Source organism: Dietzia sp. PP-33 (assembly GCF_033790845.1).
In the GTDB taxonomy this organism is placed as follows: domain Bacteria; phylum Actinomycetota; class Actinomycetes; order Mycobacteriales; family Mycobacteriaceae; genus Dietzia.
In genome coordinates this window covers 17388-43047 of sequence record NZ_JAMYEI010000001.1, presented here as the reverse complement: position 1 = coordinate 43047, position 25660 = coordinate 17388, and the positions used below count along the sequence as shown (strand labels likewise).

The following is a 25660-nucleotide window of genomic DNA, read 5'->3' as shown; positions in this document are numbered from 1 at the left end:
CAGATGACCACCACCCCTCAGCCCGTCACTCCCGCCGTCAGCTCCGCGACGATCGATGCCGTCGTGCGCCGCACGGCGTCGCGGTTCCCCGACCGTGTCGCCCTCACCTTCGCCGAACGCCGGTGGACCTACGCCGCGCTCGATTCAGCGGTGGACCGTGTCGCCACGATGCTCGCCGGGCTGGGTCTCGACGACGGGGCGCGGGTGGCCGCCTACGGCGTCAACTCGGACGCCTACCTCATCGCCTTCCTCGCGACCTCGCGAGCGGGGTTCACCCACGTTCCCGTCAACTACGCGCTCACCGGTGGTGAGCTCGAATATCTGCTGACCGATTCAGGGGCGTCGCTCGTCCTGGTGGATCCGGCGCAGTCCTCCACGTTGGACGAGGTGCTCGCGGCCCTGCCGGGACTGCAGTCCCTCGCGCTGCTGCCCCGGACTGGCGAGCCCGCCGAGGGCACGGTCCTCGGCTCCGCGCTCGACGGGACCGCGTGTGCGCCGGTGCAGTCCCCCGCCTCCGGCGACGATCTCGCCCAGCTCCTCTACACGTCGGGCACCACCTCACGGCCCAAGGGCGCGATGATGACCCACTCCGCACTCATCCACGAGTACGTGAGCTGCATCCTCACCCTGGACCTCGCGGCCGATGACGAACCCCTGGTGACCATGCCGCTCTACCACTCGGCCGCGATGCACGTCTTCGCGCTCCCCTACCTGTCGCTGGGGGCGACGGTGCACCTCATGGCGGCACCCGACATCCAGGAGATCCTCCGCCGGGTCGAGGCCGACGGGATCGGCTCCCTGTTCCTCGCGCCGACGGTCTGGGTGCCACTGGCGTCCCATCCGGACCTGGAGAACCGGGATCTGTCGAGCCTGCGCAAGGCCCAGTACGGCGCGTCGATCATGCCGGTGACCGTGCTCCAGCGACTGAGGACCAGGTACCCGGAACTCGGTTTCTACAACTGCTTCGGTCAGTCGGAGATCGGCCCACTGGCCTGCGTCCTGCGCCCGGAGGAGCACGACGCCCGGCCGGCGAGTGCGGGCCGACCCGTGTTCTTCGTCGAGGCGCGGGTGGTCGACGAGTCGGGCGCCGAGGTCGCCGACGGCCAGAGTGGCGAGGTGGTCTACCGGTCCCCACAGTTGTGCACGGGCTACTGGAACAAGCCCGAGGCCACTGCCGAGGCGTTCCGCGACGGCTGGTTCCACTCCGGGGACCTGGTGGTGCGTGACCCGGAGGGCTTCCTCGAGGTGGTCGACCGGATCAAGGACGTCATCAACACCGGTGGCGTCCTGGTGGCCTCCCGAGAGGTCGAGGACGCGGTGTACCGGGACGAGCGAGTCGCGGAGGTGGCCGTCATCGGCACCCCGGACGACAAGTGGATCGAGGCCGTCACCGCGGTCGTGGTCCTCAAGGACGACACCCGCGCCACAGAGTCCGAGATCATCGATGGCACCCGTGCGCACCTCGCGCCGTTCAAGGTGCCCAAGCGGGTCGTCTTTGTGGACGAACTCCCCCGCAATCAGTCGGGCAAGCTCCTCAAACGAGAGCTGCGCTGGGCCTGACGCCGGCGTCACCCGATCCGTGCCAGGACCTCCTCGGCGACCACCTCGGAGGCCTGTTCCGGTAGCCAGTGGCCCATCCCGGACAGCGGCACGAACCGGTAGTCCCCCGCCATCCTGGAGGCGGTGGCCTCAGCACCGGAGCGCGCGATCGCGGGATCGTCCTCACCCCAGACGTAGGTCGTGGGTACCGTCACGTCGGGGAGGTCGTACCGCCGCATCGCGCGATACCAGTTCAACGCCCCGGTGAGGCCGGCCCGTTCGCCGACCAGTTCGAGATGCCTGCTCATCAGATCGTCGGACACCTGCCCGTCGAACATCGACCGCAGCCGGCGGGCCCCGTCCTCGAGGAGAACGTCCTCGGCCTTGCCCGCCTGGCGGAACAGCGTGAAGTAGGCGGATCGGGCCTGCTGGTCCGGGTCGGACGCGAGGGCCTCGCCGAAAGCGGACAAGTGGGGCACGGAGACGGCCGTCAGCGTGGCGACCCGTTCCGGGTGGTGGGCCGCCAACCACCACGCGACCGACGCTCCCCAGTCGTGCCCGAGTACGTGGACGCTGTCCATCCCGAGGTGGTCCAGGATCGTGAGCGCATCCGCCGTCAGCTCCTCTATCGCGTACGCGCCGACCGAGTCCGGGCGGGCACCCGCCGAATAGCCGCGCTGCGCCGGGGCGACCACCCGGATCCCGTGCTGGGTGAGGACCTCGGCCACGGACATCCACTCCCACGGCGACTCGGGGAAGCCGTGGAGCGCCAGTACGGTGTTCTGGACGGGGCCGCTCGGACGCCATTCCAGAACGTCGAGGCTACCGACGGAGATGTCGACGGTCGTGGTCGTGGGTTCCATGCAGCGGACACTAGCCGCTCCCGGCGGTCAACGCGGACGACTGCCGGGTGGGCTCTCCGCGGACGAGCCGGACGGTGTGACCGCCGAGCGCCGGTCGTGCCAGTGGTGGACGAGCCACATCTCCACCACCAGCGGGTCGACCGCCGCCTCGTCCGCCCAGGCCGAGACCACGTCCAGGTACCGCTGATACCTGCGCGGGGTCAACCGGCCGAGTGACTCGACCTCCGTCCATCCCGCGTGGACCAACGAGCCGATACCCGCCGGGTCGACGGGGACTATCGTCTGCTCGGACCATGCCATCCCGAGCGACGCCAGATAGAGCGAGGCGAGCGGGTACCCGAGGTCGGGCACGCCTCTACCGGCGCTCCCGTGTGGTGCCCCGTTGCGAAGCAGGTTCATCGCCTCGGCCGGGGCGTCGAGCCAGTCCACCACCTCGTGCAGGACCAGCGGATACCCGTGCGAGGACACGGACCGCCACGCGGCACGGTCCCACTCCGGCAGGCGGAAGTCCGGAAGCCCCCGACGGATCCCCGAACGCTGCGGATGCCCGGCCAGCCAGGCCGCGCACATATAGAGGGCGACCACCGACTCCTCGAGGCTCCCGCGAGCCCGGCGGCCCGCCGCCCACAGGTCACTCCTGCGGAGGAATCCGGATCCGGACTCGACCCGGCCGCCGTCCGGTCCACCGGCGACCAGCCGGAGGTCGACCCCGCGCTCCGCCAACCTGAGGTTCCACAGGTCCAGGTCGATCTCCACGTACTCGTCGGCCACGAGCAGGGCGGGGGGTTGGGCACGGCACCAGTCGAGACAGGCCGCGGGGAGAGCGGGAACGGGACGGGATCCGGTCGTCGTCATGCCCCGCACGGTGTCACGTGGGTACGACAACGCCGTGCCGCCCGCCGTCAGTCCTGCGCGAACGCCTCCAGCGGTGGACACGAGCAGACCAGGTTCCGGTCTCCGTACGCACCGTCGATGCGGCGCACGGCCGGCCACACCTTGGGTCGCCAGGACGAACCGAGCGGGTATCCCGCCACGCTGCGCGGGTACCCGTGCTCCCAGTCGTCCGCCGAGACGCTCTCAGCGGTGTGCGGCGCCCCGCGGAGCGGGTTGTCCTCCACCGTCCACTCGCCGGAGGCGACGCGGTCGATCTCGGCACGGATGGCCGCCATCGCGTCGCAGAACGCGTCCAGCTCGGCCAGGTCCTCGCTCTCCGTGGGCTCCACCATCAAGGTGTTGGGCACCGGGAAGCTCATCGTGGGCGCGTGGAAACCGTAGTCGGCCAGTCGCTTCGCGACGTCGTCGATCGAGATCCCCACCGAGTCGATGAGCGGGCGCAGGTCGAGGATGCACTCGTGCGCGACCCAGCCGTCCTCGCCCGAGTAGAGCACCGGGAAGTGCCCGCCGATACGACGGGCCAGGTAGTTGGCGCTGGCGATGGCCGTGAGCGTGGCCCGACGCAGCCCGTCGGCACCCATCATGCGGATGTACGCCCAGGTGATGGGCAGGATCGAGGCTGAGCCGAAGGGCGCGGCGGACACCACACCCCCCGAGCCCAGGCCGTGCTCGTACGGGTGGCCGGGAAGGAACTCGCGCAGATGCTCGGCCACGGCCACCGGCCCCACCCCGGGACCACCGCCACCGTGGGGGATGCAGAAGGTCTTGTGCAGGTTGAGGTGACTGACGTCGCCTCCGAACCGGCCCGGGCGGGCGACTCCCACGAGGGCGTTGAGGTTGGCGCCGTCGATGTACACCTGGCCGCCGGCGTCGTGCACGATCGCGCAGATCTCCTCGATGTCGTGCTCGTACACACCGTGCGTGGACGGGTAGGTGATCATGATCGCCGAGAGCTCCGCGGCGTGCTTGTCGACCTTGGCGCGAAGATCGTCCACGTCCACGTCACCGTTGGGGCGGCACGCCACCACGACGACCTTCATCCCCGCCATGACCGCGGAGGCCGCGTTGGTCCCGTGTGCGGAGGACGGGATGAGACACACGGTGCGGTCCTCCTCGCCGCGCGACCGGTGGTACGCGCGGATCGCGAGCAGGCCGGCGTATTCGCCCTGACTGCCGGCGTTGGGTTGCAGACTGACCGCGGCGTAACCGGTGATGTCGACGAGCCACCGCTCGACATCGGCCACGAGCTCACGGATGCCGCCGTTCTGATCGGCCGGGGCGAAGGGGTGGAGACGGCTGAACTCCGGCCACGTGACGGGTTCCATCTCGGTGGTCGCGTTGAGCTTCATGGTGCACGAGCCCAGCGGGATCATGGTGCGGTCCAGCGCCATGTCCTTGTCCGAGAGTGCCCGCAGGTACCGAAGCATCGCGGTCTCGGTGCGGTAGCGCACGAACGCCTCGTGCTGGAGGAACCCGCTCGTACGGTCTCCGTAGGACGCGTCCACGGCGATCTCGGGCACCGGCCCCCCGCCTGCGCCGAAGGCCTCGAGGACGATTCCGATGTGCTCCGCGGTGGTCGCCTCGTCACAGGAGACGGACACCTCGTCGTCGTCGACCTTCCACAGGTTGACCCCGTGGGTGGCGGCGGCGGCCAGCACCTCGTCCGCACGACCCGGGACGCGGGCCAGCACGGTGTCGAAGAAGTCCGTGTGCACCACCTCGATCCCGGCGGTGGTGAGACCGTCGGCCAGGCTCACCGCGTGCGCGTGGACGCGACGGGCGATCGCGGTCAGTCCCGCGGCCCCGTGGTACGCGGCGTACATCGCGGCGAGCACCGCGAGCAGGACCTGCGCGGTGCAGATGTTGGACGTGGCCTTGTCCCGGCGGATGTGCTGTTCACGGGTCTGTAGGGCCAGGCGATATGCCGTCCGGCCGTCGGCGTCGGTCGACACCCCCACCAGGCGCCCCGGAAGGTTGCGGGCGTGCGGTGTGCGGCACGCCAGGAAGCCGGCGTGCGGTCCACCGAAGCCCATCGGGACCCCGAAGCGCTGGGTGGAACCGAAGCACGCGTCGGCGCCCTTCTCCCCCGCCGGGGTGTGCACGGTCGCGGCCAACAGGTCGACGCCGGCTGCGACCATGACCCCTCGTTCATGGCACTGGTCGATGAGACCCGCGACGTCGGTGACGCGTCCCGACGCGCCGGGCGTCTGCACGAGGGCGCCGAAGAAGTCGCCCTCCGGCAACCCGTCGTCGATCAGGTTCGCGGTGACGATCTCGATACCGAGCGGCTCGGCACGGGTGGCCAGGATGGCGGCGGTCTGTCCGAAGACGTCCGCGTCGACCGCGAAGCGCGGGCTCTTCGAGGACCGGTTGGCCCGGCGCAGCATCGTCATGGCCTCGGCCGCGGCCGTCCCCTCGTCCAGCATCGACGCGTTGGCCATGTCCATGCCGGTGAGGTCGGAGACCATCGTCTGGAAGTTGAGCAGGGCCTCGAGCCGTCCCTGACTGATCTCCGGCTGGTAGGGGGTGTACCCCGTGTACCAGGCGGGACTCTCGATGATGTTGCGGATCAGGACCGGCGGGGTGAGGGTGTCGTAGTATCCCTGTCCGATCATGGACACGGCCACCGTGTTGCGCTCCGCGAGTGCCCGCAGTTCGGCCAGGGTCTCGGCCTCCGAGAGCGGCTCGGGCAGTGAATCGATACCCGCGGCGCGGCCATCGGCGCCCACCTCGTCGACGATCACGGACGGGAAGGCGCGTTCGGCGAGCTCGTCGAGCGAGTTCACGCCGATGGTCTCCAGGATGTGGGCCAGTCCGTCGGCGTCGGGTCCCAGATGGCGGGCGACGAACTCGCCTCCGGTCCGGGCGGGGTGCGGGGTCGTCGTCACAGGAGCTCCTCCAAGGGCGGGGCCGCCCGGACGGGCGGCCTGCGGGCCGGTGCTACCCTCTCCGCTCTGTCCCCTGCCGGGCTGGTGCCGGCGCCTGAGAGATTCACCGGGCCCGTCAGCGGGCCCCGCTTTCCCCGTGGGCGGGTGGTCTGTTCCACCGCTCTCCAGAGGCGTTAGACGACTGCACGGTCCGGGTGCCTGAGAGATTCTCGGAGAGGAGTTGCTCCTTCGGCGCCGACGGCCGGGGCCGAGGGACTCTCCCGTGAGTCGCGTGAACGCACCGCTGAGTCTAGACGACTCCCGCGGTCAGCCCGTACGCCGTGACGCCCGGGCGCGGCGCCGGGCGGCCAACTCGTCCTCGAGTGGCTCCACGATGTCCTCCGCAGAGACCGTCTCGGCGGGGAAATCGGCGATCGATCCGGCGAGCTCGCGCATCGCGCCCCCGATCCCGATCCCGAAGACCCCCTGTCCGCCCTGGAGGAGGTCGAACACCTCCTCCTTGGAGGTGCACTCGAAGACCGTGCGCCCGTCCGAGAAGAGCGTGATGGTCGCCAGGTCCTTCACACCGCGGGAGCGGATCTGATCCACCGCCTTGCGGATGTTCTGGAGCGAGATCCCGGTGTCCAACAACTGCTTGACGATCTTGAGGACGAGGATGTCCTTGAACGAGTACAGGCGCTGGCTTCCGGAGCCGGCCGCGTTGCGGATCGACGGCACCACCAGGTCCGTCCGGGCCCAGTAGTCGAGCTGGCGGTAGGTGATACCAGCGATCTGACAGGCGATCGGCACGCGGTAGCCGCTCGTCCCGTCGGGGATGCCGTCGTCGGGGAACAGTCCCGGCTGCACCTCGTCGAACGTGGCCTGGGTGGCCTCGATGTCGCCTCCGAAGAGACCCTCCGTGTGCGTACCGGTGGAGGACGACTCCGGGTCCCGGGTGTGGTCGGCCACGATTGCTCCCTCAAGCTGTGGGGTGTCGCCACGATCGTGGCGACACGGTGCCGGGCTCTGGCGAGTCCGGATCCTGGACGCGTGAACACCATCGGTGTAGTTCACTGGGAGCAACGCTAGGCCCGCGAGGGTCCGCGATCAATAGGACACGCGGTAAACCTCAACCTCAAGTTGAACTTGAGACCTATCCGCGACCTGCGAACTGGTGCTGGAGTGATTGCTGTGAGGAAGGAATTGGCAGGTCACCGCACTCAGGGAGAGCTCTCGCCGGTTTCCTCAGGCCCGTTCCCGCCGCCGAGGAAATCATCCGGGCTCACCTGGTCGAGGAACTCGCGGAAGGCCTCGACCTCCTCCTCCCCCTGCTCGACGAGGGAGATACCGACCTCGTCGAGGACCTCGCGGCTGACCAGGACCGGGGACGAGGTCCTCAGCGCCACGGCCACGGCGTCGGACGGGCGGGCGGAGACCCGCTTGCCGTCGAAGACCAGCTCGGCGATGAAGGTTCCCTCCGACACCCCTACGATCTCCACCTGCTCGAGCGGGTGTGAGAAGGTCTCGAGCAGAGTCGCGACGAGGTCGTGCGTCAGCGGTCTCCCCGGCTGTACTCCCTGTTGCTGGAGGCTTATCGCCGCAGCCTCGGACGCGCCGATCCAGATCGGCACGTACCGCCCGCCGTCCTTCTCGTGCAGGATCAGTACTGGTGCGTACTCCGGCTCCTCGAAACGGATGCCGACGACGTTCACCTCGCGCATGTTCTTTCCCATGTCCTCCGCCTCTCCCACGGGTCCAGCCTAGCCCCGAGCGCCCCGGGGCGCTCGGGTCAGGACTCCAGTGCGTGCCGGACGGCGACGGTGACGAGCGTCGAGTGGAGCGCGACGGACAGCGCCGCGATCTCCCGCGCCAGCTCTGCCGCCCGGTCGCGGGCGTCCGCGTCGCCCTGCCGTGCCACCGGCCCGGCGATCTGTGTGATGAGGCCCGTCTGTCGATCCGCGGCGGTACGGAAGCCACGGAGATGACGTACGTCCACTCCGTGACCCGCGAGATCGTGCGCGGTGCGCGCGACCAGAACCGCCTCCGGATCGAAGAAGCCACCGGGACCGGCGACGATGAGCCCGGCGTCCACGAGCGAGTCGACGAGCCCCGCCTCCACCCCCGATTGGTCCACGACGTTCTCCCGAGTGAGTCTCAGGACGGTGTCGCTTCGGAAATCGTCCGGAGTCGAACCCGGCACCCCGTCCGATCCGTGCCGTGGCAACAGTGCGGTGGTGGACCCGTCGGCGATCGCGGAGTCGAGGGCGTCGAGCTCCTCCCGGATCACCTTGAGCGGGAGGTACCGGTCCCGCTGCGCCGTGAGGACGTACCGGAGACGCTCCCGGTCCTCGACACTGAACCGTCGGTACCCGCTCGCGGTCCGCTCGGGAGTGACCAGGCCTTCGTTCTCGAGGAACCGGACCTTCGACACCGTGAGGTCCGGGAAGTCCGGACCCAGGAGTGCGATGACACCGCCGATCGACAGATGACCCTCGTCCGCGGCGCCGTGTCCGGCGGCTGTCACTGCCCGGGCGTACCCGTCAGGAACACGAGCCGGAACTTGCCGATCTGGACCTCGTCGCCGTTGGACAGCGACGCCGAGTCCACGGGCTCGCGGTTGACGTATGTGCCGTTCAGCGAACCGACGTCGACGACGTTGAAGGTCCCGCCCTCGCTCCGGAACTCGGCGTGACGACGGCTCACCGTGACGTCGTCGAGGAAGATGTCACTGTCCGGGTGTCGGCCGGCCGATGTCGTGGCCTGGTCCAGGAGGAACCGCGAGCCCGCGTTGGGGCCCCGTTTGACCACCAGCAACGCCTGTCCCTCGGGCAGTCCCTCCACACCCGTGACGGCGGGTTCGGACTGCGCCGCCTGCTGATCGGACTCGTTGAGAAGCTCCGCACGGAACACCGAGGTGGTCTCGGCGGTCGCCTCGGGCATGTTCTTGTTCTCGGTCACGTTCGTCTCTCCTCGTCCGAGCCCAACGAGGGGCTCACCGTGCGGTGCCCTGCGATTCTATGCCGGACCGTCCGGCCGCGGGGCCGGGGGCGGCGGAGTCCGCTCAGCCCTGCGTGATCTTGGCGTATCCGTCGGAGTCCAACGTCTGCTCGAGTTGCGCCTCCAGGTCGTCGACATCCGATATCTCGAGGACGATGACCCACCCCTCACCGTACGGATCCGAGTTGACGAGTTCGGGCGAGGTCTCCAGGGCGGTGTTGACCTCCACCACCTTCCCGCTCAGCGGCGCGTACAGGTCGGAGACGCTCTTGGGTGACTCCACCTCGCCGAACGGCTCGCCCGTCTCCGTCTCGCCGCCCACGTCCGGGAGCTGGACAAAGACGATGTCCCCCAGCTTGGACTGGGCGTACTCGGTGATGCCGATGCGAACGCGCGTGTCGGACACCCGCTCCACCCATTCGTGCTCGTCGGTGTACCGGAGCTGATCGGGGATGTTCTGGTCGCTCACTGACGTGCCCTTCTCGCGTGGCTCACATGACGATTACATGTGGCGACATTACACACCGCCCGGGGACTCCACGGCAGTAGATCCGGCACGACCCGGGGGTACGGTCGCGGCGATCTTCCGCGCCTGCCACAGGTAGATCGCACCGCTCCACGCGTAGAGCCCGACGCCCCAGTACAGACACGCCTCGCCGAGGATCTGCAGCCCCTCACCCCCGGGGGCCCCGGCGTAGCCGGCGAGCAGCAGCGGGAGAGACCAGAACAACGCGAATGTGGCGGCTTTACCCAGGTAGGTGACCTCGGGCTCGATCCCTCGTCGTCGGTAGACGGGCAGGGTCCCCACCAGCAGCGCGTCCCGCACGAGTAGCGCCACCACCACCCAGACCGGGATGTATCCGGCGACGGCGAAGGCCACTGGAACGGCGGCCACCAGGATGCGGTCGGCGAGGGGGTCGAGTCGCTCGCCCCAGGTCGACCGCATGTTCCACAGCCGTGCGATCTTGCCGTCCAGCCAGTCGGAGACGACCAGCGCCCCGAGGAGCCACAGCGCCAGTGGGGGGTCGTCCCAGACCAGGATGCTCACGACGAGCACCGGGATCAGCGCGATGCGCGCCAGCGAGATGACGTTGGGGAGCGTCCAGAACCTGTCACTGACCTCGGGGGCCCGCGGCGGTGGCTCCTGACCCAGGCCGGGCGGGACCGCGGCGGAGAGGTGACCGCCACGGGGTTGCGGGATGCGCGCTCCGAGGACCCTGCCCTCACCGGTCCGCCATTCCCGCAGATCGGTCTCGCGTCTGCCCTCCCGCGCCGAACTCATCGGAACGTCGACATCATCCCGGAGAACACGTTGCCCCCCGCCGCCATCGGGTTGTCGTGGACCATGTACGTCCACGTCGAGGTCGGACGGGCCATCGCGTTGGCCTCCAGGTCCACCCCCGAATCGGTGAACTCGATCTCCTCGAAGGTCGTCTCGGACTCACGGACCGCATCCGAGGCGAGGTCACGGAAGTGGTCGATCGCGATCCGGTGGAACTCGTCGAGGGGGTTCTCGCGCCCCAGGGCCCTGAGGTGGATCGACTCGCGGATGTCGTTCATCCTCTCCAGGTGGACGGCCCAACCCCGGTCGAGGTGCCACAGCATGATCTCCCGACACCCCTGCACCACGGCATCCCGGCCGTGTGCTTCGACGAGCTCGGCACTGCGCTCGGGGTCGTGTGCTGCGAGTTCCTCGAACGCCTTCTCCGTGACCAACAGGGCCGCCCGGCGTTCGGCGAGGATGTCACGCTGCTCCGCGAGAAGCCGGCTGTAGCGCCAGGTGTTGGAGTGGATCTGGAGCATCTGCCCCTCGGTGACCCGCTGGGCGTGATCGACGGCGTCACGTCCACGGTTGCCCTTGAGCAACCCGCTCATCCTGTCGTGCGCGGTGGGGATCTTCTCCGGCTCCAGAGCCGACGTCACCACCGGGTCGTCCATCGCGGCGAAGAACACCGAACTGCCGGGGTCGCCCTGGCGTCCGGCGCGGCCGCGGAGTTGGTTGTCGAGTCTCTCCGTCCGGTGGCGCCCGGTCCCCACGACGTGCAGTCCACCGAGCTCGACGACCTCGTCGCGGCGCGATTCGTCCGAGCCACCCAGACGGATGTCGGTGCCGCGACCCGCCATCTGCGTGGAGACGGTGACGTTGCCCACGTCCCCCGCCTCCGCGATGATTGCCGCCTCCTCCTCGTCGTTCTTGGCGTTGAGGACGACGCAGGCCACGCCCTTCTCGGACAGGCGTACGGCGAGTTCCTCCGACTCGGCGACGTCGTGCGTGCCCACGAGGACCGGCTGACCGGTCGAGTGGACCGCCGCTATGTGCTCGACGACCGCGCGGGTCTTGCTGTCGTTGTCGATGAACGTGCGGTCGGCCTCGTCGAAGCGGACGCAGGGGGTGTTGGGATCGATCTGGGACACACCGAGCGAGTAGAACTCCCGCAGCTGCGCACCGGCGGCGAGGGCGGTTCCCGTCATCCCGCACACCCGGTCGTAGCGACCGATGAACGCCTGGACGGTGATGCTGTCGAGGATCTGTCCCGCCTCGGAGACCGCGACCTCCTCCTTGGCCTCGACCGCCGCCTGCAGCCCGTCCGGCCAACGTTGCAGTTCGGCCACGCGACCCCGCGAGGCGTTGACCAGTTGGACCCGCCCGTCGCGGACGATGTAGTCCACGTCCCGCCGCAGCAGGAAGCAGGCGTGGAGCGCCACGTTGACCTGGACCAGCGTCGTCCCGACGTGGTCGGTGGCGTAGAGGTCGTCGATCCCGAGCTCACCCTCGATCGCCTCGGCGCCGTCCTCGGTGAGGTAGATGTTGCGCCGCTCGGAATCCGTCTCGTAGTGGCGACCCGGCCGCAGTTTCCGGACCGCGGCGAGGATCTCCCCCGTCGGCGCCTCTCCGGAGGTGGACCCGGCGAGGACCAGCGGGACCAACGCCTCGTCGACGAGTACGGAGTCTGCCTCGTCCACGAGCGCGACGTCCGTGGTCGGCGAGATGAGGTCCGCCGGGTCGGTGACGAGTTGCTCCCGCAGGACATCGAAGCCGATCTCGGAGACCGAGCCGTAGGTGACGTCACACGCGTAGGCGGTGCGACGCTCCTCACGGGTCGACGACTCGGTGACGTGACCCACGGTCAGCCCCAGGAGTTCGAACATCGGCCCCATCCAGCGCGCGTCGCGGGCCGCGAGGTAGTCGTTGACGGAGATGACGTGGACCGTGTGGCCCTGCAGTGCGTAGCCCGCCGCGGCCACGGCGCCCGAGAGGGTCTTGCCCTCGCCGGTGGCCATCTCCACCACGTCCCCCGCGAACATCCGTAGCGCGCCCTGGAGCTGCACGTCGAACGGTCGGAGGCCGACGGCCCGGGAGGCCGCCTCCCGGGCCAGGGCCAGGAACCGGGCGAGGTCCTCGGGGGGATCCCCGAAGAGCTGGAGGCCGTGGGCGGCGTCCGCGAATTCGCCGTCGTCCATCCCCTCGGCCCAGTCGTCGAATCCGTGGGACGCCTCGACCGCGCTCTGCGCGCGCGAGGTGTCCCGGCCCTGGGTGGAGCCCATCAGCTTCCAGAAGCGGTTGGCGAAGCCCACGCGTGGAGTCCTTCCCGGTCAAGAGAACAGTTGATGCCACCGTACGCAGGGGGTGACGGCCACGGCGGCGCACCCCGCTGGCCGCGCGCGTCAGCGATCCGGGTCGATCTGTCCGCGCAGCCGGCGCATGGCCTCGGTGGAGAGCATACGATCGCCGGCGCGCGCGGCCAGGTGCTCGGCCGTGAGGTCCGCCGGGGTCGGCGACTGAGCGGCGGAGGGGGGTCGGACCCCGTAGTCCCGGGCGATGTCGTCCAGACGGGCGGCCTCCGCCACCGCGACATCCGCGCGGCCCTCGACAGACTCGACCAGCTCGCGGAACGCCACCGCCCGGTCGACCACCTCGGCCCAGACCTCGTCGATGGCGGTTCCCATGCCCGTGCGCGTGGCGAACCCGTCACGCGCGGGCGGGAGCCCGGGGGTGGCGGCCGCCTCGCGCAGACGGCAGATGTCGCCGGCGATCCCCACCATCTCGGTCTCCGCATCGAACTGCAGCCGGATCTCCTCCACCGATCGTCCCCCGCGCACGTAGGCCCGTAACAGTCGGTCGTACAGCCAGCCGGCCTCCATGAGCAGCGCCGTGTACATCTCGGGGATGCGACGGCGGTCCGCCCGGATACGCGGGAGTGACGGCAGGGATTCCACCACCGACTGGACCCGGTGGGGCAGGGTGACCCGCCCCATCTCCCGCTGCCCGTAGGCGGCAGCGGCGGTGCCCAACTCGACGATGGTTCTGGGCACCATCGGCACCGGTGCCATCGTGGGCGTGGAGGCGAGGGCGTCGAACAGGCGGCCGCGGTCCTCCGGGTCCAGGTGGACGCCCCGCCTCCGATCCGCGCGGATGTCCTTGATCCGGAAGGCGAACACACCTGCTCCCCGGGTGAATCCCGTGCGCAGGGCGACGTACCTCCGGTCCAGGTCGGCCAGTCGCGTGCGCAACGCCATCCGCAGGACGGACGGGACCGGAGTGCCCAGCAGTCGTCTGAGGTCGTGACGCTGCTCTTCGATGATCCGCACCTGGTGGAAGCCACCCACTGTCGGGAAGGGCAGGTTGCGGTGGAGTCGCGCGAGCACGACGTCGGCGATCCGCGGTTCCACCAGCCCGCACGCGACGAGCAGGGCAGCGCGGTCGGACAGTTCCACCGGCCCGGAGGAGACCGTGCCGGAACACAGGTGGTCGACATCCCGCATCAGGCGGGCCCGGGCGTCCGTGCCCTCACCGTCCTGATCGTGAATGGTCATGACCGAGCACCTCTCTCCCCCGCTCCGGCGATCATCGCCGATGGACTGCATTTTCCATGATGCACCCTCGGGCGAGTACACGCCGTCCCGCTCACCGGGGGCGGGGACCGGCACAGACCCGCCGCGCACGAGAAGTCAGGCGTGGGTGCTACTCCTGCCCGGGCGTGAGCCGCACGACCATCTTGCCGGTGTTGGCTCCGCGCATCATGTCGAGGAACGCGTCGACCGTGTGCTCGATCCCGTCGACGACGGTCTCGTCGTAGGCGATCTCACCGGCGGCGAACCACCGCGCCATCTTCTCCTTGAACCCGGGGGCGAGGTGGAGATATCCGGCGAGGGTGAAGCCCTTGAGTGTGAGGGCCCGGGTGATGATGTTGGCCATGTTGTCCGGCCCGGGCTTCCGGCCCGTGGCGTTGTAGCCGGCTATCGCCCCGCACAGCGCGATGCGTCCGCCGTCGTTCATCACGTCGAGCGCGGCCTCGAGGTGGTCGCCACCGACGTTGTCGAAGAACACGTCGACGCCGCCCGGGACGAGCTCGCCGAGCTGTTCGCGTACTGGCGCGTCCTTGTAGTTCAGGGCGGCGTCGAAGCCGTACTTCTCGGTGAGCAGACGCACCTTCTCGGGTGATCCCGCCGATCCGATGACGCGCCCGGCGCCCAGGAGTCGTGCGATCTGCCCTGCCGCGGTCCCGACCGCGCCGGCGGCGCCGGAGATGAAGACCGTGTCGCCGGGCTTCAGGTCGGCGATCGCCGTGAGCCCCACATAGCCGGTCAATCCCGTCATGCCGAGGATTCCGAGATACAGCGAGAGCGGTGCTCCGTCGAGCTCGGGCACCACGGTGAAGGTCGAGGCGTCCGCCTGGACGAGGTCCGACCAGCCGTGCTGGTGTAGGACGACGCTGCCGACGGGGACGGACTCGTCGGTGGAGGCCGTGACGCGCCCGATCGCGCCGCCGGTGATCGTCTCGCCGAGCGCGTAGGGGGCCGTGTAGCTACGGACGTCGTTCATGCGACCCCGCATGTAGGGGTCGACCGAGACGTAGAGGTTCGATACCCGGACCTGGCCCGGCTCGAGTGGTCCGTAGGTGACCGTCGCCGTGTGGAAGTCCTCCTGGGTCGGCCACCCCGCGGGGCGCGCGGCGAGCTGGATCTGGGTGCTGGTGACGGTGCTGGTGCTGGTGCTGGTGGCGACTGACATCGTGTGACTTCCTTGAACGGAGGGCGTGCGTGGGCAGGTGAGGAGTGGGATCGGGACCCGGGACGCTAGAGGGCGACCACGAGCGCGAGCACCGAGAGCAGCGGAAGGACGCCCTGCTTGAGGGCCGCTCCCCGCTTGTCCGGGGCGGAGAGGAAGAGGACCAGTGCGGCCGCGGCCATGGAACCGGTTCCGGCGAACAGCAGCGCCGCTCCCACCGGAACAGAACCGACCAGGACGATCACGATGCCGACCACCGCGACGATCGCCAGGAACAAGTTGTAGAAGCCCTGGTTGAAGGCCAATTGCTGGGTGGCACGCGCCTCGTCGAGACCCGTTCCGAAGACCCTGCGGGTCCGGGCGCTCGTCCACATGAATGACTCGAGGACGAAGATGGCGACGTGCACCATTGCCGCGAGAGCTGCGAGGACTAGAGAGAGGGTGAGCATGAGGCGACCTCGTTGATCGAAGTGGGATGGAACTATTCTGAACTGACCGTTTCACTATATACTAGACTGACTGTTGCACAAAGGGGAGCCGACATGGGGCGCACACAGAGTTACGACACCGCAGCGGTCATCCGTCGAGCTCGCGAGATCTTCTGGGAATCCGGGTACGAGGACGCCGCCATTCCGGACCTCGAGCGCGCGACCGGACTGAACCGATCGAGCATCTACAACGCCTTCGGCAGCAAGCGCGGCCTCTTCGACGCGGCCGTCGACAGCTACCTGGACGAGGTCATCCGCCCGTTGCTGCAGCCGTTCAGCGCGACCCCGGTCGCCCGCGACGCGATCGTCGAGTACTTCGGGCGGCTGCGCAGCACGTTCCACAACGCCGACTCTCCTGCGTCCGCGAACGGATGCCTCCTGATCAATTCGGCGAACGCGCCGATCGCGCGGGACGCCGCGGTGCGCGAGACCGTCGCCGCCTACCGGGAGGAGCTGCGCGCGGCCATCGGCCGCGGCGTCACCGCGTATCGGCCCACGCACGACCCGGGCGCCAACGCCCGGCTCGCCGACGCCTGCGCGGCGATGATCGTCGCAGCATTCGCGCTCGCCCGCGTCGACAACGCGGCTGCGCTGCAGTGCATCGACACCGCCATCCACCTTCTCGACGACCACACCTGACCCCGACTCGGGTCCACCGCCGCGGCGTCGCCGAGCACTCGATCCCTCCCCACTGCAGACCAGGTGGGGCCCATACGAGGGCCTAGTGCGCGAAGTTGGTGCGTCTACGCTGCCGCGGAATCGGTGCGTCGAGGTTCTCCAGGAACGCGACCTCCTCCTTGATCGATGCGAGGAGCAACTCGGCGAGGTCGCGGCTGAGGCCGAGACGAACGACGATGCGCTGGACGACCAGGTCGGACAGGTTGTCGGGCATCGGGTAGGCGGGCACCTGCCAGCCCCGCATCCGCAGCCGGTCCGCCAGGTCGTACAGGTCCCAGTTGCGTCGGCCCGTCCTGAGCTTCCACGCGAACACGGGGATCGTGTCGCCCCGGCTGACGAGTTCGAACGGCTCCATGGCACCGATCTCGGAGGACAGGTAGGTCGCGACGTCGATCGAACCCTGCTGGACAGCGCGGTAGCCGTCGCGGCCCAGGCGCAGGAACTGGTAGTACTGCAGGAGGACCTGCGCTCCGGGACGCGAGAAGTTCAACGCCAGGGTCGGCATGTCTCCACCCAGGTAGCTGACGTGGAAGATCAGGCTTTCGGGGCAGACCGCCTTGTCCCGCCACACGACCCATCCGACACCGGGGTACACGAGTCCGTACTTGTGCCCGGAGGTGCTGATCGAGTTCACCCGGTCGACCCTGAAGTCCCACATGAGCTCGGGTTGGCAGAACGGCGCGACCATGGCACCCGATGCACCGTCGACGTGGATCCGCACGTCGAACCCGGATCGGTCCCGGATCTCGTCGAGCGCGGCGGCGATCTGCTCCACCGGTTCGTACAGACCGGTATAGGTCTGACCGAGGATGGCGACGACCCCGATGGTGTTCTCGTCGACGTAGTCCTCGAGCCCCACGCCGTCGAGCACGAGGTGCTCCTCGGTGACCGGCACGTAGCGCGGCTCGACCTCCCAGTAGTTGCAGAACTTCTCCCACACGACCTGGACGCCGGCCGAGAGGATCAGGTTCGGCCTGTCCGTCGACTCGCCCTCGGCCCGACGCCTCTCCTGCCAGAGGCGTTTGAGGGCCAGACCACCGAGCATGCACGCCTCGGACGAGCCGACCGTCGAGGTCCCGATCGTGTCCTGCGCGTCGGGCACGTTCCACAAGTCCGCGAGCATCCGCCAGCAGCGGTCCTCGATCCCGGCAGTTGCCGGGTACTCGTCCTTGTCGATCATGTTCTTGTCAGCGGTCTCGGAGTACAGCTTCTGCGCGTGGTCGTCCATCCAGGTGGAGACGAAGGTCGCGAGGTTGAGCCGCGAGTTCCCGTCGAGCATCACCTCGTCGTGGACGATCTGGTACGCGGTGTCCCCGGACATCATGCCGTCCGGCATCCGGAACTTCGCCAGGCTCGTCGCCTCACCCGGCCGCGCGAAGACAGGATTCACCACGAACTGCGCGGCATCGGACTGCTCGACTGCGTTTCGGTAGAACTCGGACACGTCCACCTCACTCCGATACGCCTCGGCCAACTTCAACTAAGACCGATCTCATATCGAGCATAGAGTGGGCGCCCGGGCGCGGGACCTATTCACCGATCGTGCTGTCGACGCGCATCGGAACCGACACGTCCCCGCCCGACTCCTCGGTGATACGACGGCCCATCTGGACGAATGTCGGTTCGGAGACGAAGCCCCCGGCGAACAACGCCTGTCCCTGGGCGAACGAGGCCGAACGTCGGATCTGGTCCTCGCCGGCGAATCCGAACACCTCGGCGAGCTCCATCAGGTCCCGGGGCGAGTTGACACGCATGAGGCCGAGATTGTCGCACTGCGACAGCACATTGGGATGGATCTTGTTCGGACGCTGGGTCGACAGCAGCAACCACAACCCGAACTTGCGGCCCTCGGCAGCGATCTGGACGAGTTGACGGGTGAGCGCGCGTTCGACGTCGGTCCGGGGGTCCGGCGGGCAGATGTTGTGCGCCTCGTCGATCACGATGAGGATCGGCTCACGGTGCTCGCGCCGGGACCACAGGTGTTCCAACACTGCCAGCGCCGCGACCTTGGACTCTGCCGGGTGGGTGAAGCCGCCGAGGTCCATCACCGTGGCGCGGGGGCGCTGATCGATCACATCGACGACGGATCCGGCACCGCGGGACCACAGATCCCATTCGAGCACCTGCAGGTTCTCCATCCGGTACGACAATCGCACCTCACCGGGGTCGGGCGAGGACCGGAGCGCCGAGAGCGCACCCACCGAGTCGAAGGTCTCGGCGCGGACGTCGGTACGCAGGAGCACGTTGTACTCCTCCGCGTCCGCGATCGGGTCGAGCTGGAGCAGAGCGGCCTTGGAGGACGGGGACAGGTCCACGTATCGGGCGTGCAGCGGATCGCCCTGCCCCTTCGAGGAGCGGAAGACCCGGATGTCGGTGTCGGCGAGCCGGGCGACGTCCGCCTCGCTCGCACTCTCACGGACCTCGGGCAGACGCACGAAGTCCGCGTTGGGGTCGAGGATGACCATCGGCAGTTCCGTGTGCAGGAGCAGCTGCTCCAGGACGACGCCCAGCGCGTAGGTCTTACCGCTGCCGCTCTGACCGCACCAGAAGGTGTGCCGGTTGAACCGTCGCGCGTCGATGGTCACGGACTCCCCCGGTACATCGACGTTGCTTCCGATCGCGAGCCCCACCATCCGCCACCTCCTGCTTCAGCGAATCCTCATATTAGACCTTCACCCATGCACGCCCCGGCGTTCCGACGTTCCGACGATCCGTCAGCGTTCGAAACCCCGGCGGGTGTCGTCGAGGATCCTCGGACGGTCCAGGGTCGAGGGCTCGAGATCCAACGGGGCCACGTCGAGACCGAACTCGGCGGCGGAGGCGAGGACACCGGAGTCGAGGTACCGGAGACCGCCGACGTCGGACCGCAGTCGTAGGTCCGGTGGCGTCCCGTCCTTCGACGCGAGGACGAACCCCCAGTCCCCGAACGTCGGGACGTGCACGTGGTACGGGGTCGTGCCCCACCCGGCGGACCGTACGGTCGACGCGGTCCGCCAGAACTGGTGTGGCGTGGAATACGGACTGCCGGACTGGACCGCCATGAGACCGTCGTCCCGGACCACCTGGCGGACCAGGCCGTAGAACTCCTGTGAGTACAGGCGGGACAGAGCGGGATTCCGGGGGTCGGGCAGGTCCACCAGCACCGCACCGAACCCGCCGGCGGGCACCGCCCCGTCGCCGCCCCTGCGCAGCCAGGCAAACGCGTCGTCGACGACGACGTCCACCCGCGGGTCGTCCAACGCGCCCTCGTTGTCCTCTCGAAGGTGCGTCCGCGCGATCCGCAGGACCGCGGGGTCGAGTTCGACCTGCACCACCCGACGGATCCCGGGGACCTCGAGCAGGTCCCGGGCCGCCAGTCCGTCGCCGCCGCCCAGCACGAGGACGTCGGTCGGTCGGCGCGCGACGGCGGGCAAGACCAGTGATTCGGTATACCGGTACTCGTCGAGGCTCGAGTACTGGAGCGTGCCGTCGAGGTAGAGGCGACGATCCGTGCGGCCGTTGTAGGCCGCACTGGTGACGACGATCTCCTGGTAGGCGGACTGTGAGTGCAGGATCACCGGGTCCGGGTACAGCCGGGCCCGGGACCACTCCGTCACGTCGTCGACGGCCACGAGGAGCGCGGCGAGCAGGACGGCGACGAGCGCGAGGACCAGTCCCGCGCCGACCGTCCGCGCGCGGGAGAGGAAATGACGCAGCACGAGCCCCAGCAGGATCGCGGCGGCGGCGATGTTGACGAGACCGGTGACGGCCGCCGCCTGCTGCATCCCCATGGAGGGCAGGAGGAGGAACGGCCAGAGCAGGCCACCCACGACCGCCCCCAGGTAGTCGGCGGCGTTGAGATTGGCCAGGGTCCTCCCCGACTCCTCCGCCCCGCTCCGACGGCCTGTCTGCAGGAGCGCCATGAGCAGCGGTACCTCGGCGCCGACGAGGGCACCGATCACCGCGGTGGCCAGGACCAGGACCACCAGGGATCCGGTCTGGGACCCAAGCGTGGTGAAGGCGACGTACAGCGCCGTCGCCGAGACCCCTCCGACGAGGCCCAGGGCGGTCTCGACCCCGACGAACGTCGATGCCGCGCGGTCGACGAAAGGCTTGGCCAGCAGTGCGCCGACGCCGAGGGCGGCGACGTATCCGGCCACGATGAGACTCGTCGCGACGATCCCCCCGCCCTGGACCGTCGTCGCGAGGGTGAGCAACGCCAGCTCGTAGATGAGTCCGCACGCGGCGCACGCGGCCACCGCCGCCAGGACCACGGGGCGCCACCAGCGCCCGGCCGGGATCCGAGCGGTGGTACCGGCGTCTGTGCCTGTGTCCCTGTCGGACCTCTCGGCGGTCGGCGGCGCCACCGTCCGCTCCTCAGGCAATGGCGGCGGCGTTGACCGCACCCACGGCGACCAGAGTGGCCGCCACCGCGAGCGATGCGGTGCTGAATCTGGGCGAGGTGACCAGGTCACGGAACCGACCCGGAACGAGGAACTCGAGAACGACCAGTGTGACGGCCTGGAACACGACGCCCAGCAGCCCGTAGACCACGACGTCCACCAGTCCCCACGCGAGCCTGTCCGAGGCGTTAGCCATCACGGTGACAACGATGATCGCCAACGCCAGGGCCGAGGCCGCGTGGAGGGCAGCGGCGTTGGGGCGGTGGTCGACGAAGACGTGGTGGCGCAGGCTGCCCGGGGTGAGCAGATCGAGCACGAGGAAACCGGCGGCGAGCACGAGGGCACCGACCCCGAAGTACGCCAGTGACACTCCGATGCCGTTGATCAGGTCGGGGATGTGGTCGGCAAGGTTCACCGTTTCTCCTTCGGATGGAGGCCCTCAGGGCCGGTCGGGGTGGTCATTTGGCGCCGAACCCGCCCGAACTCCCGCCGGAGGAGCTCGCCGGGCTCCTCGGGCCGAAGGCGCCTCCGAGGAACAGGAATCCGCCGGAGCGCAGCGTCCGGGAGTTCGCGTCGAGCTGGACCCGACATGTCATCGCACCCGAGGGTCCGACCTGGATGACGTCGTCCCCGTACCGCAGGTACTCGGTCTGGTCCTGCTGTCCACTCGCGTCCGGGCGCTCGTGGTCCGAGATGTCGGCGACGGTGGCGGACTTGTCGCCGCGGCACTCGTAGGTGTTCGAGGCACTCGCCACGGGCGTGTAGTTCTCCCGGACGTACCGCACGGCGTCGGTGCCGGCGGCCACCAGGACGAGTCCGAGGATGACCGCCATGACCCCTCCGACGAGGGCGATGATCCATCCCCGGTACCGGCTCACGACGCCACCTCCGTCAGCGAGTCGGTGAGCGCCAGCTCGAGCCGGGACACGGTGGTCACGACCTCTCCACCGGCTCCTGCGCCGTCGATGTCGACCGCCGGGTAGAGGTGCCACGTGCGCCACCGCCACCCCGCCGGGTCCGCGGCAGCCGAGACGACGGTGAGCGCGCCCTCGGCACCGGGGAAGCGGCCCGCGAGGACCTCGGGCCCCGAGTCCGCGAGCGCGGTCAACTCCTCCACCACCCTCGCGAACGCCTCGGGCGCGAGCGACTCCACCGCCCCCCGGAGGTGGTGGTCGCCCCACGGCCCGGGGTGGAGCGCACTCACCGACGGCAGTCCGCCGCCCGAGGACGAGGCCCGACACGAGACCTCCTCCGTCACGGTGTCCCTTCCCTCGACCACGAGGGTGACCGCGTGGGATGCCCCGAGGATGGACAACCGTAGAGCAGCGGGGTGCGTCGGGTGCTCGAGCAACGCCGTCACCAGCGACTCCGGCGCCGGTGCCAGGTCGACTCGGTACCCCAGGGAGGCCGCCGCCACATCGTCGGGTTCGAGGTCGAGTCGGTACAGGGTCACGGGGCGTACCCGGGATCGCCGGGGGCGGGCGGAGCCGGGTAGACGGTGAACTCGCCGGGAGACAGCGGCCGACCGGTCGAGACCTCCCACCCGGCACCGTCCCAGTCCTCGAAGGACAGGAGCGAGCTACCGTCGCCGGTCTGGTAGTCGCGGTACCGCATCCGACCCCGCTCGGGAAGGCCGGTGGTCCCCTCGCACGAGTACTCGGCCTCGCCGGACTCGTCCTCGCGGTGGACCCGGTCGTCGACGACCACCTCGGCCTGCGGACCCACCCCGAGCCCCTTCCTGGTGGTCCACCAGGTCAGCTCGAGTTGGCCCTCGTCCTCCTCGACCCCGAGCCACTGCGCACCGTCGCCGCCGTCGAGGAGGTGCTCCCACCACACGAATGACCCCTGCCGGAGGGTGATGGTGCCGCGGACCACGAAGTCGATACCGCCGTAGGCGACGATCGCACCGGGACCGAGGTTGCGTGGCCCGAAGCCGTGCACGGGTTGATCTGCGGCGAGAGGATCACGTCGGTGCCCACCGGAGTCGGGCCTGCGCGACCTCGCCATCTTCAGGGCGATCCCGATCCCCGCGACCACCACGACCACCACGCCGATCACGACGAGTAGTTCTCCCACCCCTCATCACCCCTCACGAGAAGTTCACCGCCGAACGGGCGCCTGCGGCCCGCGGGCTGTCCGGACGCAAGGCTAACCCACCAGGGGCCCAAAACCGTGCCCCTCCGGTCGGGTCCGCCGGGGTCACAGGTACTGGTCGACCCAGGCGCTGATGATCTTCGCCGCGCGCTGCGCCTGCCCGTCCACGGTGAGGAAGTGATCCGATCCCTCCAGCGAGACGAAGCTGCGTGGATGGAGTGCCGCCTGGAAGATCTGAGCGGCGTTGTCGATTCCCACCGATGCGTCGGTCGGCGAGTGGATGACCAGAAGCGGTCGATCGAGGGCGCGGACGTGGCCGATGAGATCGGCGCGGCGCACGTCCTCGACGAACTCCCGCTTCAGGGTCAGCGCGCGACCACCGATCGACCACGTGCCACTGCCCTCCTCCATTACCTCGCCGACGATCGCGTCATAGTGGCGCTCCACCTCGGCGGGCTCGGAGGGGGCCCCGATGGTCACCACCGCCCTGATGCTCGGCACCTGCTGGGCCGCCAGAATCGCTGCCGCCCCGCCCCACGAATGACCGACGATCAGGTCCGGCGGGGTCCCCCGATCGGTCATGAACCGCGCGGCCCGCACGGTGTCAGCGACCTTGGTCGTGAACGACCCGTCACCGAGGTCACCGTCGGACTCCCCGATGCCCAGGTTGTCGTAGCGCAGCATCCCGATCCCCTCCTCGGCCAGGCTGCGCGAGATCCGGAACGCCGCCGGCGAATCCTTGCCGAGGGTGAATCCGTGCACGAACAGTCCCCATCCGCGCAGCGCGCCCTCGGGCGGGTCCAACACGCCGGCGAGCTCGAGGCCCTTCGTACTGGTGAATCGAATGCTCTCGGCCATGCATGCCATCACACCCGTCGCGGCCCCGCGGGGTCAAGGTGCCCGCACCGACCCCGGCCTATGAGGGTCTCTTCCTGGCTCGGTAGATACTCGCCCGAGCGGAACGGACGTACCGTGAATCCCTGTCCGCCTCGGAGACGCGGGCGCCCGCCGAGTTCTCGCCAGAAGCACGATATGGACCAGCCGCGTAGCTGCCGGCTTTGCCGCCGGGAGTATCGCGCTCGAGTTCCGATGGTGGAAGAAGCCACGAGTGCAGAACGGCCACACATTCCGCAGCTCGGCTGGCGTGGTGAACGTCGGCGAGGTCTCAATAGTCGCCATACGTGACATCACAGAAGACCAAGCGACCGCAGCGGGAGCGACATCTGTGAAGGAGCTCGTCAGGACTTCGGATCACGGCACATGGACACTCCGCACGCTCTACCTCATCAAGGGGCCTCCCGGTCGCTCCGCAGAATCCCTGCGCGGCGACATGGACGGCGATATGGACAGCGATATGGACAAGGCGGTCTTCAAGCGCAACGTTCGCAAACTCAAATTCCACAGACTCACCCGAAGCCTGCCCGAAGGCTACGAACTGTCCCCGCGGGGCTCGGCATACTCCGCCCGTCGCGAGAGCGGAGACTCTTCGCGGTAAGAGCTACAGCCTGGTCAGGTGGCATTCGGCACCTTCCCAACGCCCGTTGACTTTTCCGCCGTCCCGATGGAACTGTCAACGCATGACGGCTTCATCCTCGTCGCCCACTCAAATCGACACCCTCATCGTCGGAGCTGGGCCTGTTGGCCTCGCGGCAGCGGTCAAGATGAGTCAAAATGGAGCTCGAATCCGCATCATCGACGCTGCGCCGAGCGGAGCCTCTACCTCGCGCGCGGCGGTCATCCATGCCCGCACGCTCGACCTCCTCGCCGACATCGGACTCGCGACCCGCATGCTCGAGGAAGGCATCATCGTCCCGGACTTCACGGTGCGCGCCCGGAACACGAAGCTCGCGCACATCGATTTCCGCGGTCTCCGCACTCCTTTTCCGTTCACCCTCATGCTTTCCCAAGCACGCACGGAGGAGCTACTCGCCTCAGCTCTCTCCGACACAGGCTGCGGCATCGATCGAGAGGTCGCGTTCGAGTCATTCGAGTCAACGTCGTCCGGACGGGTCGCCGTCCTGCGACGCGGTGACGGGACCCGCGAGACTGTCGACGCGCGATTCGTGATCGGCGCGGACGGGGGCCACAGCCGCGTTCGACAGCAACTGGGGATCGCGTTCGAGGGTGCGGAGTATTCCGACTCTTTCGTGCTCGCGGATGTCTCGATGGTCTGGCCCCTCGCGCCGACCGAGGTGCAGTTGTTCCTCGCGGAGCAAGGACTGATGGTCGTAGCCCCGCTGCCCGGTGGTCAACACCGCATCGTTGCCACAGTGGACGATGCGCCAGCGCGACCTACCGTCACCGACATCCAACACCTGCTCGATGAGCGTGGACCCGGTCAGACCACCGTTCATTCTCTTGATTGGAGCTCGAGATTTCGTGTGGCTCACCGTCTGGCCGCGAGCTACCGACAGGGCAACGCCTTTCTTGCCGGCGACGCTGCCCATGTGCACAGTCCGGCCGGCGGCCAGGGAATGAATCTCGGAATCCAGGACGCAGTCGACCTGGGCGGCCACCTCCTCGACGTTCTCTCCGGCACCCGTAACGAGGACACGCTTGCAGAGTACGAACTCATTCGCCGCCCAGCGGCAGTCAAGGTGATCGGCTTCACCGATCGCATGACGCGCATGGCCACCCTTCGCACACCCGTGCTCCGCCACCTCCGTGATGCCGCGATCAGGACGGTGCTCCATTCGCCCCGCAGGCAAACCCGCCTCGCGCGACGCCTAGCGCAATTGCAGGACTGAGAGGTCAGGGGCCCTACCTATTGAGATGTGCCGGGGCCGGTCGATCGCTACCACGAGAGCACGTCCGCGAACATGATGAAGCCCCGGTGAGAAACCTACTC

General features: G+C 68.9%; 25 protein-coding genes and 1 riboswitch. Of the genes, 4 read left to right on the top strand and 21 right to left on the bottom strand.

Annotated features, from left to right (window positions below; translation table 11 throughout):
* Positions 1–3 precede the first annotated feature (3 nt).
* On the top strand, positions 4–1560 hold the full coding sequence (locus tag NJE57_RS00220) for a fatty acyl-CoA synthetase (protein WP_319026370.1): 1557 nt from the start codon (positions 4–6) through the stop codon (positions 1558–1560).
* Positions 1561–1568: 8 nt separating this feature from the next.
* Here NJE57_RS00220 and NJE57_RS00215 read toward each other — a convergent pair whose 3' ends face one another.
* The 13 genes from NJE57_RS00215 to NJE57_RS00155 form a co-directional block, all read right to left on the bottom strand.
* Positions 1569–2402 carry an alpha/beta hydrolase gene (locus NJE57_RS00215; RefSeq protein WP_319026369.1) on the bottom strand — a complete coding sequence of 278 codons (834 nt, stop codon included), beginning with the start codon at positions 2400–2402 and terminating at the stop codon, positions 1569–1571.
* Between the two features lie 27 nt (positions 2403–2429).
* Entirely contained in the window at positions 2430–3257 is an 828-nt protein-coding gene (locus NJE57_RS00210) for a hypothetical protein (RefSeq protein WP_319026368.1), read from the bottom strand.
* Between the two features lie 47 nt (positions 3258–3304).
* Positions 3305–6184 (bottom strand): aminomethyl-transferring glycine dehydrogenase, encoded by a 2880-nt coding sequence (gcvP, locus tag NJE57_RS00205; protein WP_319026367.1) that lies wholly within the window; start codon positions 6182–6184, stop codon positions 3305–3307.
* A 176-nt stretch (positions 6185–6360) separates the two neighbouring features.
* A riboswitch (glycine riboswitch) is annotated at positions 6361–6457 on the bottom strand.
* Positions 6458–6490: 33 nt separating this feature from the next.
* Positions 6491–7060 carry a MerR family transcriptional regulator gene (locus tag NJE57_RS00200; protein WP_319027023.1) on the bottom strand — a complete coding sequence of 190 codons (570 nt, stop codon included), beginning with the start codon at positions 7058–7060 and terminating at the stop codon, positions 6491–6493.
* A 323-nt stretch (positions 7061–7383) separates the two neighbouring features.
* On the bottom strand, positions 7384–7884 hold the full coding sequence (locus tag NJE57_RS00195) for a bifunctional nuclease family protein (RefSeq protein WP_319027022.1): 501 nt from the start codon (positions 7882–7884) through the stop codon (positions 7384–7386).
* Between the two features lie 68 nt (positions 7885–7952).
* Positions 7953–8687, bottom strand: a complete 735-nt coding sequence (locus NJE57_RS00190) for a MerR family transcriptional regulator (RefSeq protein ID WP_319026366.1) — start codon at positions 8685–8687, stop codon at positions 7953–7955.
* Positions 8684–9103: an FHA domain-containing protein gene (locus NJE57_RS00185; RefSeq protein WP_176475132.1), complete on the bottom strand. Its 420-nt coding sequence runs from the start codon at positions 9101–9103 to the stop codon at positions 8684–8686. Before NJE57_RS00185 ends, NJE57_RS00190 begins: the two co-directional genes overlap by 4 nt.
* A 121-nt stretch (positions 9104–9224) precedes the next feature.
* Positions 9225–9629 (bottom strand): glycine cleavage system protein GcvH, encoded by a 405-nt coding sequence (gene gcvH, locus NJE57_RS00180; RefSeq protein ID WP_319026365.1) that lies wholly within the window; start codon positions 9627–9629, stop codon positions 9225–9227.
* 48 nt (positions 9630–9677) lie between these two features.
* Positions 9678–10442 carry a CDP-alcohol phosphatidyltransferase family protein gene (locus NJE57_RS00175; RefSeq protein WP_319026364.1) on the bottom strand — a complete coding sequence of 255 codons (765 nt, stop codon included), beginning with the start codon at positions 10440–10442 and terminating at the stop codon, positions 9678–9680.
* Complete coding sequence (gene secA2, locus NJE57_RS00170) at positions 10439–12736, bottom strand: accessory Sec system translocase SecA2 (protein WP_319026363.1); 2298 nt, start codon at positions 12734–12736, stop codon at positions 10439–10441. The genes NJE57_RS00175 and secA2 overlap by 4 nt, the downstream gene beginning before the upstream one ends.
* Positions 12737–12826: 90 nt before the next feature.
* Positions 12827–13975 carry a hypothetical protein gene (locus NJE57_RS00165; protein WP_319026362.1) on the bottom strand — a complete coding sequence of 383 codons (1149 nt, stop codon included), beginning with the start codon at positions 13973–13975 and terminating at the stop codon, positions 12827–12829.
* Positions 13976–14123: 148 nt separating this feature from the next.
* The gene (locus tag NJE57_RS00160; protein WP_319026361.1) at positions 14124–15173 is read right to left on the bottom strand and encodes an NADP-dependent oxidoreductase; all 1050 of its coding nucleotides are present in this window, start codon (positions 15171–15173) and stop codon (positions 14124–14126) included.
* Positions 15174–15238: 65 nt separating this feature from the next.
* Positions 15239–15619: a DUF1304 domain-containing protein gene (locus tag NJE57_RS00155; RefSeq protein ID WP_319026360.1), complete on the bottom strand. Its 381-nt coding sequence runs from the start codon at positions 15617–15619 to the stop codon at positions 15239–15241.
* A 93-nt stretch (positions 15620–15712) separates the two neighbouring features.
* Between NJE57_RS00155 and NJE57_RS00150 the strand changes: the two genes are divergently transcribed.
* Positions 15713–16297, top strand: coding sequence for a TetR/AcrR family transcriptional regulator (locus NJE57_RS00150; RefSeq protein WP_319026359.1), 585 nt, complete (start codon positions 15713–15715; stop codon positions 16295–16297).
* An 82-nt stretch (positions 16298–16379) separates the two neighbouring features.
* Here NJE57_RS00150 and NJE57_RS00145 read toward each other — a convergent pair whose 3' ends face one another.
* The 8 genes from NJE57_RS00145 to NJE57_RS00110 all read right to left on the bottom strand — a co-directional run bounded on the left by NJE57_RS00145 (position 16380) and on the right by NJE57_RS00110 (position 23670).
* Positions 16380–17729 carry a glutamate decarboxylase gene (locus NJE57_RS00145; RefSeq protein WP_319027021.1) on the bottom strand — a complete coding sequence of 450 codons (1350 nt, stop codon included), beginning with the start codon at positions 17727–17729 and terminating at the stop codon, positions 16380–16382.
* 136 nt (positions 17730–17865) lie between these two features.
* Complete coding sequence (locus tag NJE57_RS00140; RefSeq protein WP_319026358.1) at positions 17866–18969, bottom strand: ATP-binding protein; 1104 nt, start codon at positions 18967–18969, stop codon at positions 17866–17868.
* Positions 18970–19050: 81 nt separating this feature from the next.
* Entirely contained in the window at positions 19051–20616 is a 1566-nt protein-coding gene (locus NJE57_RS00135; RefSeq protein ID WP_319027020.1) for a polyamine aminopropyltransferase, read from the bottom strand.
* A gap of 76 nt (positions 20617–20692) precedes the next feature.
* Positions 20693–21133 (bottom strand): DUF350 domain-containing protein, encoded by a 441-nt coding sequence (locus NJE57_RS00130; protein WP_319026357.1) that lies wholly within the window; start codon positions 21131–21133, stop codon positions 20693–20695.
* Between the two features lie 43 nt (positions 21134–21176).
* Entirely contained in the window at positions 21177–21596 is a 420-nt protein-coding gene (locus NJE57_RS00125) for a DUF4247 domain-containing protein (protein WP_319026356.1), read from the bottom strand.
* Complete coding sequence (locus NJE57_RS00120) at positions 21593–22171, bottom strand: DUF2617 family protein (protein ID WP_319026355.1); 579 nt, start codon at positions 22169–22171, stop codon at positions 21593–21595. The genes NJE57_RS00125 and NJE57_RS00120 overlap by 4 nt, the downstream gene beginning before the upstream one ends.
* The gene (locus tag NJE57_RS00115) at positions 22168–22794 is read right to left on the bottom strand and encodes a DUF4178 domain-containing protein (protein WP_319026354.1); all 627 of its coding nucleotides are present in this window, start codon (positions 22792–22794) and stop codon (positions 22168–22170) included. Before NJE57_RS00115 ends, NJE57_RS00120 begins: the two co-directional genes overlap by 4 nt.
* 123 nt (positions 22795–22917) lie before the next feature.
* Complete coding sequence (locus NJE57_RS00110) at positions 22918–23670, bottom strand: alpha/beta hydrolase family protein (protein ID WP_319026353.1); 753 nt, start codon at positions 23668–23670, stop codon at positions 22918–22920.
* Positions 23671–23959: 289 nt separating this feature from the next.
* On the opposite strand from NJE57_RS00110, the gene NJE57_RS00105 reads away from it, so the two are divergent.
* A complete protein-coding gene (locus NJE57_RS00105; protein ID WP_319026352.1) occupies positions 23960–24307 on the top strand; it encodes a hypothetical protein in 348 nt (115 codons plus the stop codon).
* A gap of 82 nt (positions 24308–24389) precedes the next feature.
* Positions 24390–25559 (top strand): FAD-dependent oxidoreductase, encoded by a 1170-nt coding sequence (locus NJE57_RS00100; protein WP_319026351.1) that lies wholly within the window; start codon positions 24390–24392, stop codon positions 25557–25559.
* Positions 25560–25660: the final 101 nt, after the last annotated feature.